The 14,844-nt window shown below is 62.2% G+C and carries 8 protein-coding genes; 7 read left to right on the top strand and 1 reads right to left on the bottom strand.

Annotation, left to right across the window (positions count from 1 at the left end):
- Positions 1-31: 31 nt before the first annotated feature.
- The 5 genes from BXY39_RS04545 (at position 32) to BXY39_RS04525 (ending at position 9,705) form a co-directional block, all read left to right on the top strand.
- Complete coding sequence (locus tag BXY39_RS04545; protein WP_121937608.1) at positions 32-601, top strand: acyltransferase; 570 nt, start codon at positions 32-34, stop codon at positions 599-601.
- A 586-nt stretch (positions 602-1,187) separates the two neighbouring features.
- Entirely contained in the window at positions 1,188-2,264 is a 1,077-nt protein-coding gene (gene rhaT / locus BXY39_RS04540; protein WP_121937607.1) for an L-rhamnose/proton symporter RhaT, read from the top strand.
- 341 nt (positions 2,265-2,605) lie between these two features.
- Entirely contained in the window at positions 2,606-5,254 is a 2,649-nt protein-coding gene (locus tag BXY39_RS04535) for a TonB-dependent receptor (RefSeq protein WP_121937606.1), read from the top strand.
- Between the two features lie 17 nt (positions 5,255-5,271).
- Positions 5,272-8,436, top strand: a complete 3,165-nt coding sequence (locus BXY39_RS04530) for a glycosyl hydrolase (protein ID WP_121937605.1) — start codon at positions 5,272-5,274, stop codon at positions 8,434-8,436.
- 120 nt (positions 8,437-8,556) lie between these two features.
- Positions 8,557-9,705, top strand: a complete 1,149-nt coding sequence (locus tag BXY39_RS04525) for an alpha-hydroxy acid oxidase (RefSeq protein ID WP_211332081.1) — start codon at positions 8,557-8,559, stop codon at positions 9,703-9,705.
- A 44-nt stretch (positions 9,706-9,749) separates the two neighbouring features.
- Here BXY39_RS04525 and BXY39_RS04520 read toward each other — a convergent pair whose 3' ends face one another.
- Positions 9,750-11,246, bottom strand: coding sequence for an FGGY-family carbohydrate kinase (locus tag BXY39_RS04520; RefSeq protein ID WP_147453470.1), 1,497 nt, complete (start codon positions 11,244-11,246; stop codon positions 9,750-9,752).
- 150 nt (positions 11,247-11,396) lie between these two features.
- On the opposite strand from BXY39_RS04520, the gene BXY39_RS04515 reads away from it, so the two are divergent.
- Together BXY39_RS04515 and rhaI are read left to right on the top strand one after the other, a co-directional pair.
- Entirely contained in the window at positions 11,397-13,511 is a 2,115-nt protein-coding gene (locus tag BXY39_RS04515) for a bifunctional rhamnulose-1-phosphate aldolase/short-chain dehydrogenase (protein WP_211332080.1), read from the top strand.
- Between the two features lie 5 nt (positions 13,512-13,516).
- The gene (gene rhaI, locus BXY39_RS04510; RefSeq protein WP_121937740.1) at positions 13,517-14,812 is read left to right on the top strand and encodes an L-rhamnose catabolism isomerase; all 1,296 of its coding nucleotides are present in this window, start codon (positions 13,517-13,519) and stop codon (positions 14,810-14,812) included.
- Positions 14,813-14,844 lie beyond the last annotated feature (32 nt).

Below are 14,844 nucleotides of genomic sequence, written 5' to 3'. Positions count from 1 at the left end.
GCCCGCCGATGGATGGCCCGGATATGATGAGATGACACACACCAGCTATTACAGTGACGCAGAGCTGTCCGCCCTCGGCTTCGCCCATGTGGGCCGCAATGTGCGGATCAGCCGTCACACCAGCCTTTACGGCACCGGCGGCATGTCGATCGGCGACAATGTGCGCATTGACGATTTCTGCGTCCTCTCGGGCCGCATCGCCCTGGGCTCGCACATCCACATCGCGGCCTATTGCGGTCTTTTCGGTGGCGGGGGCATAACGCTTGGCGATTTTGCCGGTCTGTCCTCGCGGGTGTCGATCTATTCCGAGAGCGAGGATTATTCAGGCGCATGCCTGACCAATCCCACCATTCCCGATGCCTACCGCCGGATTGACAGCGCCCCTGTCACGCTGGGCCGTCATACCATTGTCGGCGCGGGGGCCGTCATCCTGCCGGGCGCCGATATCGGCGACGGCTCCAGCGTCGGCGCCCTGTCGCTGGTCACCCGTCCGCTTGATCCATGGGGGGTGTATGCCGGCGTGCCCGCCCGCCGCCTCAAGGCCCGTAAAAAAGACCTTTTGGAACACGAACGGGATTTCCTTGGCGGGGCCCACGGCTAGAGCGTTTTCGCGGACAGCGGACTTGCCGAAGTACCTCGAATTACCGGGCCTGAGAACTTTTTGCACGCCGCCCCAAACAGCGACCGCACCCGGCACCGGGCACTGCCGCGACCGGGGTGGGCGACCAATTTGCATATGCAAATTGCATATGCAAATTGGTTCCGCGTGGCGGCCCGTGCGGATTGGCGCGACGTGCCTGCCCGTCGCCTCAGGCCCCGCAGGGGCCGGCCTGACGGCACGGATTACAGCCGTCTTTTGAGGCATCCGTGCGTTTCACGGCTGCCAAAGTCCCTTGGCCGATCCGGCCGTTTCCCCGCCGGTCACCATATCCCGTGCGGGATAAGGCGCTCTCATGGGGCTGTTTGAAGAAAATTGATTGATTTTGGATTATTTTGGTGAAAAATGATTGCCAAGGGAGGGGCCGTCAAAAGGCGCGCCTTATGGTGTCTGGCCCACTGGGCGTTTGCCGGGTCCAAACAGGGGCCTGGGTCCAAACAGGGGCCTGGGTCCAAACAGGGGCCTGGGTCTGAACAGGGGCTCGGATCTGAACAGGGACTGGCACTCTGTATGAAGGGACAATCGGCTGATGGGTCCAATTCTGGGATTGGTTTTTCACTGGATTGGCGGTTTTGCCTCTGCCAGCTTCTATGTCCCGTATCGCGGCGTAAAAGCCTGGTCGTGGGAGGTTTTGTGGCTGACGGGCGGCGTGATCAGCTGGGTGGTCGCCCCCTGGGCGTTCGCGGCCGTCCAGACGGTTGATCTGGTCGGTGTCCTGATGGCGACCCCCGGTGAAACCCTGTTCTGGTGTTATGCCTTCGGGGTTGCATGGGGTTTTGGCGGCCTGACATTCGGCCTGGCCCTGCGCTATCTGGGACTGTCACTCGGTATGGCGGTCGCGCTGGGTTTAACCACGGTGTTCGGGACCCTGATGCCGCCGCTGTGGGAGGGGACACTGGCCCCTCTGCTGGCCCAGACCGGGGGGCGGGTCGTTCTGCTCGGCGTCCTGATCACCGTCTTAGGCATTGTGATTGTCGGGATTGCCGGCAGGAAAAAGGAGGCAGAGCTTCCCGTCGGGGAACGCCGCAAGGCTGTTGCTGAATATGATTTCAAAAAGGGCCTTGGCGTCGCGATTTTTTCAGGTGTGATGAGCGCCGCCTTCGCCTATGGCCTGGCGGCGGGCGCGCCCATCCGGGCGCTGACCCTGGCAGCCGGCACCGCGCCATTACAGCAGGGGCTGCCTGTGTTGGTGGTGATCCTGGCGGGGGGATTTACCACCAATGCCCTGTGGTGCCTCTATCTGATCCTCAAAAACCGGTCCATGCGCCAGTTTGCCGGTTTCGCCGCCGCCGACGGGCCGGACACGGCCGGGCGGCTGACAGGGCACAGGCTGTTGATGAATTACGGTCTGTGCGCACTGGCGGGGTTGAGCTGGTATCTCCAGTTTTTCTTCTACACCATGGGTGAAAGCCAGATGGGTGAAGAGTATGCCTTTTCCAGCTGGACGCTCCATATGGCCAGCATCATTATCTTTTCCACCCTGTGGGGTGTTTTCTTCAAGGAGTGGCGCGGGGTCAGTCGCGGGACGACCGCGCTGGTCTGGCTGGGGATCGGATCCCTGGTGATCGCGACCGCGATTATCGGACTGGGCAATAAACTGTCATAGGGCTATTGGACCTGCCGGCCCGATACGGTTTCCGGTGGATTGAGCGCCCGTTTGACAGTCCGCCCCAAGTCCCCCGGACATAGTTGTCGGCGCCGTCAGCGGCGCATAGGCCCAAGCCCGCGATCAGGCTCTCGGATGCGATGCCGTTCGGCGTGCAAAAATATCCGAATGATTGAAAATGATAGAAAATAACTAAATACTTGCGAAAAAGATTTTTATATATCACAATTTGCTCAGATTTAATCGCGTCTTTGTGAGAGAGGGCTTGCCGGGGCGCGTGTGACTGTCGGTTCGCTTGGGAGGGCAATCGACTTTTGTACCGGGGGGAGGGCGAATCCGTGATGATACCGAAAAACATGGCAACCAGCGCGATTGCGCTTTGGGCGGTTCTGATGCCCGAGGCGGCACGGGGACAGCAGGGCGATGACACCGAGACCACTGACCTGAGCATGGAAGAAATCATCATTACCGGTGTCTTCCGCGACAGCAGCCTGTCGACCGCGCCCGTTGCGGTAACCGCGATCGAGGATGAGGTCATCCAGCAATCCGGTGTCATCAGTGCGGCCGACCTGTTGAAGAATGTACCGGGTGTTTTTGTCAACTCCTCGCTCGGTGAAATCCGCAACACGGTCTATTCCCGGGGTGTGGCGGCGGGCTCTAACGAGGCGGCTTCCGGGTATTTCTATGTGTCGATGCAGGAAGACGGCCTGCCGGTCACCAATGTGACTTTTTCCAATTATGGCCCCGACTATTTCCTGCGCTCGGATGCAACGCTCGGGCGTCTTGAGGCACTGCGCGGCGGTACCGCCGTGATCGCCGGGCCGAACGCGCCGGGCGGTATTTTCAATTATATCTCAAAGACCGGCAAAAGCGACCCGGGCGCGCTTGTCACGGCGCGCTTCGGCCTTGAAGGTGACGGGCGCAATCCATACTACCGCATGGATGCCTTCATCGGGGGCGAAGTCTCGGGCGCCGACGGGCTCTACTATTCGGTTGGCGGCTTTTACCGCTCCAGCGATGGCGCCCGCGACCCCGGTTACACCGCGAATGAGGGCGGGCAGCTCAAGGCGAATCTGCTGTGGGAGTATGACACGGGGTCCGTCAAACTCGGCGCCAAGTATCTGAACGACAGCAATGTCTTCTTCGAGTTCCTGCCGGCGCGCGGGTACGACGACCCGGACTTTGCGCCCGGTATCACGCCGTATGATTCGACCCTGCCGCCTGCCGCACCGCACACCTGGACCGATGCCTTCGGCGAGGAGGCCAGCTGGGACGGCAGCAATCTGGTCAAGAATGAACAGTTTGCCGTCACGCTGAACTGGAACCATGATTTTGATAACGGCTGGTCGGTCCAGAATGATTTCCGTTATTCGATGAACAATACGGACTGGAACACGGGGGCCGTGATTTTTCCGGTGCCGGCCACCGATACCGTCGCATATGTCTTTGCCAACACGCTTGGGCGCCCCGGTGTCTACCGCTTTACCGACCGTGCCACCGGCGCGGTCGCTGCCGAGGTCACATCCGCGACCGGGTTTGACCACACGCTGACACTGAACAATCTGCCCAACCCGGGGATCATCGATGGCGGTTTGCTGACCCAGGTGGCTTTTGATCCCGACCATGAGGTCGACGAGATCATGAACCAGTTCAAGGTCACCAAGGAGTTTGACAATCAGCTCATCACCATAGGGGCGTTCTTCAGCCGCGCGGAAATCTTCCGGTCCTTCTCCGGCGGGGGAATAGGCTTCTCCGGGATCGAGGACAACCCGTCCCTGTACGATGTCGACCTGATCGCCCCGGATGGAACCGTGTTCCAGGTCACCTCGCCCGAGGGGTTCGCCGCGGTCGGGGATGCGCTGAGCGCCGGCAATGTCAATGACGGCACCCAGGAACAGATTTCCATCTTCCTGGCCCACAATATCGACCTGACGGACAAACTGACGCTGGACTGGGGGGTCCGCTACGAGACCCTGGACTATAACTTCACCAACAGCATCGCCAGTGCCGTCCCCGTGCCCGAGGTTTTCTCGGCCCCCGACGCCGTGGGCGAAGACGGGGACCCGCTGACACTGTTCGACAATTATCTCCCGACCCTCGGCACCCCGCTCAATGCGGACCGGGATTATGATTACCTCTCCTACTCGGTCGCGCTCGTCTATGAAATGAGCGATGAGGTCACCACCTATCTGCGGTTTTCCAGCGGCGAAAAGGCGCCGGACGCCAATTTCGTGGTCGGGATCGATACAGAAGATGAAGCCCGGAACCTGTTCCAGGACGCGCAGGAGATCCGCCAGTTCGAAATCGGTATCCGCTACACCGGTGACGATCTGAGCCTGTCCCTGTTCCCCTTCTGGAGCGAGCTGTCGAATGTCGGGGACAACCAGCTGTTTTCCGACGAAAACGGGGAAACCTATACGCCGCCGCCCGCACTGGGCATGACGACCACCTACGGGGTCGAGGCCGAAATGCTGTGGACACTGTCCCCGGCGTTGTCCCTGCGGGCGAATGCCACCATCCAACAGGCGGATTCTGAGGATTTCGGCGCGTGGGTGGCCAACGGGCCGGAACGGGGCGACGACGAACTGGTTCTCATTCCGGACGGCGACGCGGACAATATTCCAAACTTCATGGGGCGTGCGACCCTGACCTATGCCCCGGTCGAGGAATTCACCTCCTACGCCACCTGGACCTATCTGGGGGACCGTCCCGCCAACCGCAACAACGCGTTTGATCTGCCCGCTTTCAGCATATTCGATCTCGGCGCGAACTATCAGCTGTTTGAAAATGTTCTGCTTGGCGCGGAAGTCCGCAACGTCTTCAATAAGACCAACGGCGTGATGAGCTGGGGGCCGACCGGCGGCCTTCTGGCCTCGCTGAACCGCCAGGCGTTGACGCGGGCGCAGGTGGATGCCGACCCGAACGGACTGCTGAATATCATTACGGCACCGCCCCGGTCCTTTTTCTTCACCGCATCCGTGAACTTCTAGGAACAGGAGGACGGTCCGTGAACACGATACGCAAGCGCGCTTTGCAGGCGGCCGGCGCCGTCGTCGGTCTTGCCGCCCTGACGGCGGGCATCGGGGCGGCCTATCTGTACACCCGGATTTCGGACGCCATGACGCCCGAGGTTGCCCCGGCGGATGCCGAAAGCATTCTGTCCTTCCGGGACGGCCCCGATAAAGACGGCACCGGTCAACAGCGGGCGGCCCCGTTTACGCCGCTGCACCCCACCGTATCGCCGCTTGAAAGCCTGGACAGTCCGGCCGCGCGCCCCTGGCTGCGCTGGTGGTGGCCGGGCGGCGACATCACGGTCGACCAGGCGTGTGAAGAACTTGAAAGCTTCGCTGGCCAGGGCTTCGGCGCCGTGGAGCTGCAGCCCTTCATCATCGGCCTTGAGACGATTGACAATGCCGACGTTCAGGCGCGGATCCGCACCGTCGGCATTCCGTCCTACAATGAAACGCTTTCGGCGGTTATGGCGTGCGCCGAAAGCTCGGGCATTGAGATATATCTCAATCATCTGAGCGGCTGGCCGGCAGGCGGACCCCAGGTGGCGCGCGAGGATGGCCTGAAGAGTTTTGTCACCTCGGAGGTGACGGTCACCGGCGGCACGGCGGTCGACCTTGTCCTGCCGCGCCCCACGCCCGGCCTGAACGCGACTATGATGGCTTTCCTGGGTACGCAGACGTCTTTCTTCAAGTCGGATTTCGCCCCGGAGGATGCCGAATTCGTGTCCGCCGTGGCCATGCGCAAGACAGGCGGCAAACGCGCCGCCAACCCCCTGGATGCCACGGATACGGTGACGCTTGACGGTAACAGTGCCATTGTCCTGGACGGGTGGGTCCGGGACGGCCGCCTGACCTGGCAGGCGCCCGAGGGCGACTGGATGATCGTCACGACGTGGCGGCTGCTGACCGGCGAAGCGCCGACCCTGGTCGCGCGCGAGCGGCCCGGTTACGTTATCGACCATTTCGATGCGGAGCGGACGCGGGCGCACTATGACTATGCCTATGGTCGGCATACCGGTTTCGCGCCGCATTACGGCAAAGCCTTCAGGGGCTTTTTCAATGACAGCCTGGAATTCAAGGTGGACCGCCTGACCGGCGAGGGATTTCTCGAGGAATTCAAGGCGCGCCGGGGCTATGATCTGCGGCCCTATCTGCCGGCCGTTTTTGTCGATTCCATCGACAATTTCTTCTTCCGCGACATTGGCGGGATTTATGCGGCCCCGCGCTACGATATCGGTCTCGCGGATGACCGTATTCGCGCGGATTACCAGAAAACCCTGTCCGACCTGATCATCGAACGGTTTCTGGATACCTCCCGTATCTGGGCCGAGGAACGCGGCCTTTATTCACGCGGGCAGAGTTACGGCATGGACCTGGATGTGCTGCGCGCCCTCGGGGCCAATCATATCCCGGAAACCGAACAGCTTTTTGCCGGGGGCCTGATCCCCTTCATGAAAATGGCGTCCTCGGCGGGGGCCCTGTACGACCGGCCCCTGATCAGCGCGGAATCCTTTGTCTGGGCTCACCGCGACTATGCCGTCGCACCGCGTCAGATCAAGGCCGGCGCCGATGTCCTGTTCGTATCCGGGGTCAATCAGATCATCTATCACGGCGTGGCCTACAAAACCTCCGGCCCCGGTTATGAGGACCGGTTCGGGGATATTCCCTGGGCGGCCTTTTCCGGGCCCGGCAATCTTGGCAATTTCTCGGACAATTATGCCGCCACCAGCCCGGTCTGGGCGGCAATGCCCGAGCTGAACGGCTATTTCACCCGGGCGCAGCATCTGTTGCAGGCGGGCCGTCCGAAGGTCGATGTCTTTCTGTACTATCCCTGGATCGGGTTTCCGTCCTATTTCGACGACGTCGCCGGGGTCACGGATGATTTTCTGTATCGCGGGTACATGCCCGGCGAGGATGACAGCTCGGTCGGCGGCACGTTCGCCGATATTTTCAGTCAGGTTCCGTTTTTAAAAACCAACGGCCGTCCCCTCGACCCGCGCCTGGCCTGGCTTGGCAGGGTCGCCCCCCTGATTGACGCGCTGGAAAAGGCCGGTATCAGCTGGGCGTGGATCAATGACCATGCAATCCGCAACCGTGCCGCACTGCCGGCCGGCGGCGCCGACGCCGCGATCGGCCATATCCTGTTCGCCCACGCGGACCGCATGCAGTTTGAGACCCCGGCCGCGCTTGCCAAACTCAAGGCGGCAGGCACCCGGTTATCCTTCATCGGGGACCTGGCCACGCGCCAGACCGGCTTCTTCGACCAGGATGCGCGCGACGCGGCGATACGGCGGGCCGTGGCCGGTCTGGCGGATCAGGCGCATTACGGTTCGCCCGACATGCTGATCCGGTCTCTCGGCGCTGAGAGAATTGTGTCCCGGCAGTCGGGGGCGGTGCATGTGGTCAAGCGCGATCTCGGCGCGGATGGGCAGGTGTATTTCTTCGCCAACCTGTCGACCGGGGACGCATCGGCGCGTCTGACCGTGCCGCGCGGCGGGCGCAACCTCTATTGGTATGACGCCTTGACCGGTGCGCTATGGGATGCGGGTCCCGTGGAAGAAGACAGCGTGGAAGAAGACAGCCTGGAAGAGAACAGGGCGGATATGCGCCTGGGCAGTCTCGAATCCCGCTTTCTGATCGCGACCGACCGCTCTCTCCCGGCCACGGCGCCCACGCTGGCGGTCCTGGGCGCGGACCTGCCGGCCATGGACATCGGACCTCAGCAATGGACGGTGAGCACGGGGGACGTGGTCAGGACATCGCTGCCCGCCTTCCCTGACCCGCGCGAGGACGCCGCGCTGATGTATCAGCCGGGTCCTCTGCGATATTCGGCGACCTTCATCGCCCCCCCGGACGCGGGAGGAACCATTCTTGACCTCGGGCGTGTCGAGGGTGTGGCGACGGTGACGCTGAACGGGGCCCCCGTGGGCACGGTCTCTCTCGATCCGTTTCTGATTGATATGACGGAGCAGATTGTCGCGGGCGAGAACCGGCTGGAGGTTTCCGTGATGCCGCCTCTGCGCAATGCCATGGTTGGCAGGGCTGTGTCCGGCGATCCTTACACGGTCCAGATGAAACAGTTTGAAACCAGCCTGACGCCTGCCGGATTGTATGGTCCGGTGCGTCTGCTGCACCGGGCGCCCCGCCCCACATCGCCGTAAAAACAGCCGGGTGTCGCCACGTCCTCCGGGGTGATTTTCAGCCATATGGGGTCCTTTCCGGCTGTGCGGTTTTGCCGGCAAGGGCTTGCGTTTCCGTTTTTGGCCGCAGGGTTGACCGGGATGAAACTCGCAGATTGCCAGAATGTGAATGACATCAGGGCGCTTGCCGCCCGGCGCGCTCATAAAATGGTGTTTGACTATATCGACGGCGGCGCCGGCGATGAGCAGACGCTGCATGAAAACACCGGCGCCTTCGCGCACTATGATCTTTTGTTCCGGGCCCTGGCGGGTGTCGATACGGTCGAGACCGGCAGCCATATTCTGGGGCACCGGGTCGCCCAGCCCTTTTTCTGTTCTCCCGCCGCCGGAAACCGCCTGTTTCACACACAGGGCGAAAGGGCGGTTGCCCGCGCGGCGGCCGAGCGTGGGCTGGTCTATTGCCTGTCGACCCTGTCGTCGGTATCGATCGAGGATATCGCGGCCCTGCGAAAAACGGCCCCGCAGTTTTTCCAGCTATACGTCTGGAAAGACCGGGTCCTGGTCAAGGAAATGCTGGACAGGGCCAAAGCCGCAGGGTTCGCGGCCCTGATCCTGACGGTTGATTTTCCCGTCACCGGAAAACGCGAGCGTGATGTCCGTAACGGCTTTGCCATTCCGCCCAAACTTGGCCTGAAACAGGTGTTTGAGGCCCTGAAAAGCCCGGCCTGGTCCCTCGACTACTTAACCGGTCCCGCCATTCGCTATGCCAATCTCTCCGCCGACACACCCGCCATGTCGCTGGCGGATTTCGTCGCACAGCAGCTGCATGCCGGCTTTGCCTGGAAAGACGCGGAATGGCTGCTGGGCGAATGGAACGGCCCTGCCATCATCAAGGGCGTGGTCCGCACGGATGACGCGGTGAAGGCGGTCGAGACCGGCTTTGACGCCGTCATGGTGTCCAATCACGGAGGGCGCCAGCTGGACCGGTCTCCGGCACCGGTTTCCCTGCTGCCGGAAATGGCGGCGGCCCTGGATGGCCGCGCCGAGCTGATCCTGGATGGTGGGGCCAGGCGGGGTGTCGATATCCTGACCGCGCTGGCGCTCGGTGCGCAGGCTGTCGGGTTTGCCCGGCCTTACCTGTACGGGCTTGCCGCGGCAGGCCATAAGGGCGTGGCGCGTATGCTGGATATCCTCACCGACGAATTCAGGCGTGACATGACCCTGATCGGCGCGCGCTCGGTGTCCGAGCTGGAGCCCGGCCTGGTGCGCCGCCGCCCGGAAACCGGATGATCGGTCGGCGGGCGATCCGGGGTGCGGGGCTTTGCCCTCATCCCCTAGCCGGCAGGACGCGGCCATGTCAGCGGATGAACCCCGAAGCGGTCTTCAAAGCGGCTCTGCCATGATTGTTCAAAAGCGGCGAAGGCGTCGGCGTATGCGGGGTCTATCCGTCGTTTTTTCGTCGCGTCAGGTTTGACGGCCGGATAAAAGGCTGCGGCGGCGGCCCCCAACATGGGGCCCCGGCTTTCCTCTGCGACATATACGGGCGCCGGATGCAGCGCCGCCAGACCGCGTACCAGAACCGTGTTTCGCGCCGCCGGCCCTTCCAGGAGAAGCGGGCCCGTCACGTCCAGCATATGCAGACAGACCCGCGTCAGCATCAAAAGATACAGCGAGGCGGCCTGCCGCACCTGCTGCGGGGCCAGGCTGTCCAGACCCGCATCCAGCACCGGCAGTCCCATGAAGGGGCCACCCGACGGGATCACATTCGGCATGATACAGGGCGCCCCAGCCAGCGTGGTGTCCAGAGTGGTGTCCGGCGTGGTGTCCATAAGCGTGGTGTCCGGTCCGGTGCCGTCCTCACCGGACAGCAGATCGCTCTCCAACGGACCCTCGGCGGTCAGGCGTTCGAAAATACGGCCCCCCATGAAACGTGCGGTGGGCAGGGGCCGGCCAAGCGCATCGACATTGGCAAGGCAATCCCTCGCCTCCCGCAAGGCCGAGGGGTCTCCCCCCGGTTTCATCACGATGAACCAGGTGCCGGTGGAAATCACGGCGGGCGGATCGTCCCGCGTCCCGCTCCCGGCAATCAGGGGGAAGAGGGCCGCGTTGCTGTCGTGGAAGCCGGCATGAACCCTGATATCCCTGTTCAGGCCATGGCGGTCGACGGCGGCACCGCTGATGGTGCCAAGAACATCCCAGGGGGCGCGGACGGGGGGAAGCATCGCCGCGCATCCCATGGCACGCGGCAGGGGCGAGGGTTGCGCGTGTTCCGGCGCCCAAAGGTCCGTATGACATCCAAGCGATGTCACATCGGCCGCCGCGACGCCGCACAGCCGATATGCCCAATATTGCGGATAGGGCAGGATCCAGCGCACACGCTTTTTCAGCGTGGGGTCCATCCTGAACTGGGCAAAGAGCTGCCGCCCCAGATTGAGACCGGCCGGTAAATCGGGTGAGAATGTGGTCCCGTAGGCGGGCCGCAGGGCCGTGTACGCCTCGGACAGTTTGTCCGGGATGGGCCATTCATAGTCCATGACGGGGGCCGCGGGCGTGCCGTCCTCACCGACCAGGACCGCGCAGGCCCCGTGGGTGACCGGAACAAAATGACCGATCCGCTCTTTCAGCGGATGGTCGGCGAGACGCCTCAGCATCCAGCGTTCGATATCGTCGATATCGAACGCCCGATAGGGCATGCCGTCCAGGGCCGGCGTGCGTCTGGTGCCGGTGTCCACTATCGTTCCCGCCCTGTCGATGAGGCCCAGTTTGGTATGCGTTTTTCCCACATCCAGCACGGCGCAAAGCCGTGACGGATCATGCTCCCCGTCCTCCATTTGGATTTTTCCCGCCTTTCCCTCGATTTGATCGTTATTGTTTGAAAAAGATTGAAAAAGGTCAAGTAAGAACATAAGGTTTCATCATGATCCCGCGGACCGGGGGATGACCGCCTGACGATTTTTTAAAGAATAACGGGGAAATGCCTCATGGGAATCATAGACGGAACGACCGGGGCCCATGGCTCTCTGATGGCATTGCCGGAAAATCGCTGGGACGCGTCCGCCGTTGAAGGCGCCAGCCAGTCGGATTTGCTGTTGTATCGGTCAAACCTGTTGGGCGCCGATCTCACGGTCACCAATTTTGGCGGGGGAAACACCTCCGCCAAGGTCATGGAGGTGGACCCCTTCACCGGCGCCGAGGTCGAGATTCTGTGGGTGAAAGGATCCGGCGGTGATCTGGGCTCCATGAAAAGGGACGGGTTTGCAACCCTGTATCAGGACCGCCTTTTGATGCTGGAAGGCAAGTATCGCGGTCTCGAGCATGAGGACGAGATGGTGGGCTATCTGCCGCACGCCACCTTCAATCTCAATCCACGGGCTGCCAGCATTGACACCCCCCTCCACGCCTATCTGCCGTTCAGGCATGTGGATCACATGCACCCTGACGCCGTGATCGCGATTGCGGCCGCGAAAGGGTCCGAGGACCTGACGAAAGAGATTTTTGGCGCCGCGATTGGCTGGCTGCCCTGGCAGCGTCCGGGCTTCGATCTCGGCCTGCGCCTGCGGGACTATGTCCGGGACAATCCGGGCCTGAACGGAATTGTCCTGGAAAGCCACGGCCTTTTCACCTGGGGCGATACCGCGCGCGGCTGCTACGAAAACACCCTGGCCGTCATCCGCCGGGCAACCGAATGTCTGAACGCGCGCATCGCGGCAAAGCCCGCCTTCGGCGGGACCGCGCGGTCCGATATCGCCCCGGCCGACCGTGCCGCGCGCGCGGCAAAACTGATGCCGCTGATCAGGGCCCGCATCAGCACGGTGCAGCCGAAACTCGGCCACTTCAACGATGCGCCGGAAATTCTGGAATTCGTCAACAGCGCGGATATGCAAGACCTCGCCGCGATCGGCACATCCTGTCCCGACCACTTCCTGCGCACCAAAATCCGCCCGCTGGTGATCGACGCGGACAAGGCGCTGGCTGAAGACGGCGGTGCGTATCTCGACACGGTGCTGGGGGACTACCGCGACTTTTACGCGGGCTATTACGCGCGGTGCAGGCGCGACACCAGCCCTGCCATGCGGGATGCCAATCCGGTGGTGTATCTGGTGCCGGGTGTCGGCATGGTCACCTTCGCCGGGAACAAGGCAACCGCCCGCATCGCCGGCGAGTTTTATGTCAACGCCATCAATGTGATGCGCGGTGCGACAGCCTTGTCCGACTATGTCGGACTGCCCGAGCAGGAAGCCTTCGATATCGAATATTGGCTTCTGGAAGAGGCGAAATTGCAGCGCATGCCGAAGCCGAAGGCCCTTGCGGGCAAGGTCGCCATGATCACCGGCGGTGCCGGCGGGATCGGCAAGGCGTGCGCCAGACGGTTTCTGCGGGAAGGCGCCTGCGTGGTGCTGTCCGATATTGACGCCGACGCTCTGGACGCCGCCGAAGCCGAGCTTGCCGGTACGTACAGTGCCGATCTGGTGCGCACGGTCCCCACCGATGTGACCAGCGAGGAGGCTGTCGCCCGGTCCATGCTTGCGGCCTGCCGGGCGTATGGGGGCGTCGATATTCTGGTCGCCAATGCCGGAATTGCCGCGTCCGCCCCGCTGGAAGAGACCACGCTGGATATGTGGCGCAAAACCTTCGCCATCCTGTCCGAGGGCTATTTCCTTGCCGCACGCGCGGTTTTCTCGCAGATGAAGACGCTGGGCGGCTCGATTGTCATGATCGGGTCCAAGAACGCCCTGGCGGCCTCGCCCAACGCGTCTGCCTATTGCGCCGCCAAGGCGTCCGAACTGCACCTGGCCCGGTGTCTGGCGCTTGAGGGGGCCGCGCATGGGATCCGGGTCAATGTGGTCAATCCGGATGCCGTCCTGTCGGGGTCCAAGATCTGGACCGGCAAATGGCGCCGGGAGCGCGCCGCCGCCTACGCACTCCGCGAGGATGAACTTGAAGAACATTATCGCAGGCGGTCCATGCTCCAGCGCAATGTGTTTCCGGAAGATATCGCCGAGGCTGTCTATTTCTGGGCCAGCGACGCCTCCGCCAAGTCCACCGGCAACATTATCAATGTGGATGCCGGCAATGCGGCGGCCTTTACACGGTGATGGGTATGGAACAGTCAGCGCTTGACCCGGCGGTTGTCGACATCGACAACGCCGACCGTTTGTCGGACCTGAACGCCGATTATGACCATTTGCAGGGCAAACTGGACCGGTCCGGTGTGTCGGTCGAGGCCGTGCGGCGCCGCTTGTCGGGCTTTGAACTGGCGATCCCGACATGGGGGGTCGGTACCGGCGGCACACGGTTTGCCCGTTTCCCCCAGCCCGGAGAACCACGCCACATCTTTGACAAGATCGAGGACTGCGGCGTCATTCGGAAATTGAGCGTGGTCACCCCGCGCGTATCGCCGCATTTCCCCTGGGACTGTGTCGAGGATTACGCGGCGCTCAGGGAATACGCGGCGGCCTTCGGGCTGGGCTTTGATGCCGTCAATTCCAACACATTTCAAAATCAGCCCGATCAGGTCGAAAGTTACAAGTTCGGAAGCCTCAGCCACACGTCTCCGGCGGTGCGCGCGCAGGCGATCGCGCACAATATGGACTGTATCGGCTATGGAAAGGCGCTTGGCAGCAGGGCCTTGACCGTGTGGGTGGGCGATGGCTCCAACTTTCCGGGACAGACGGACTTTATGCGATCCTTTGACCGCTATCTGGACAGCATGAAGGCGATTTATGACGGGCTTCCCGACGACTGGCGGGTTTTCATCGAACACAAGATGTTTGAACCGGCCTTTTATTCCACCGTCATTCAGGATTGGGGGTCCAATATCCTTGCCGCGCAGACACTCGGGGACAAGGCGAAATGTCTGGTGGATCTGGGCCACCACGCACCCAATACCAATATCGAAATGATCGTGGCCCGCCTGCATCATTTCGGAAAGCTGGGCGGATTTCACTTCAACGACAGCAAATACGGGGACGATGACCTGGACAGTGGCTCGATCGATCCGTTCAGGCTGTTTCTTGTCTTCAACGAACTGGTCGAGGCCGAGGGACGCGAAGGATCCGCCTTTTCCGCCGCCTATATGATGGATCAGTCCCACAATGTCACGGACCCGATCGAAAGCCTGATGAATTCCGCCGAGGCCATCGTCGGTGCCTATGCCAGGGCGCTGCTGGTCGACCGTGACGCTCTGCACCATCACCAGCAGGAAAATGACGTTCTGATGGCGCACAACTGCCTGAAAACCGCCTTCGAGACCGATGTCCGGCCTCTTGTGGCGATGATGCGGTATGAGGCCGGCGGCGCCATCGATCCCATCGCGGCGTATCGGCGGTCGGGCTACCGCGCCGCTGTTGCCGCCAGACGTCCCGCGACGGGGCAAAGCGGAAGCGGTATTGTATAACGCTTTCCCGGTCGGTTTGTCGGATTCAAACT

The organism is Eilatimonas milleporae, assembly GCF_003688555.1.
GTDB classification, from domain to species: Bacteria; Pseudomonadota; Alphaproteobacteria; order Sphingomonadales; family Kordiimonadaceae; genus Eilatimonas; species Eilatimonas milleporae.
Note: the sequence above shows the minus strand (reverse complement) of the source record. Positions and strands in the feature narration are given on the sequence as shown.

Excerpts from the sequence above, each read along its gene's own strand:
- rhaT (WP_121937607.1), top strand. The coding sequence starts at position 1,188 with ATGGGTCCAATTCTGGGATTGGTTTTTCACTGGATTGGCGGTTTTGCC.
- BXY39_RS04535 (WP_121937606.1), top strand. The coding sequence starts at position 2,606 with ATGATACCGAAAAACATGGCAACCAGCGCGATTGCGCTTTGGGCGGTT.
- BXY39_RS04545 (WP_121937608.1), top strand. The coding sequence starts at position 32 with ATGACACACACCAGCTATTACAGTGACGCAGAGCTGTCCGCCCTCGGC.
- BXY39_RS04525 (WP_211332081.1), top strand. The coding sequence starts at position 8,557 with ATGAAACTCGCAGATTGCCAGAATGTGAATGACATCAGGGCGCTTGCC.
- rhaI (WP_121937740.1), top strand. The coding sequence starts at position 13,517 with ATGGAACAGTCAGCGCTTGACCCGGCGGTTGTCGACATCGACAACGCC.
- BXY39_RS04520 (WP_147453470.1), bottom strand. The coding sequence starts at position 11,246 with ATGGAGGACGGGGAGCATGATCCGTCACGGCTTTGCGCCGTGCTGGAT.
- BXY39_RS04515 (WP_211332080.1), top strand. The coding sequence starts at position 11,397 with ATGGGAATCATAGACGGAACGACCGGGGCCCATGGCTCTCTGATGGCA.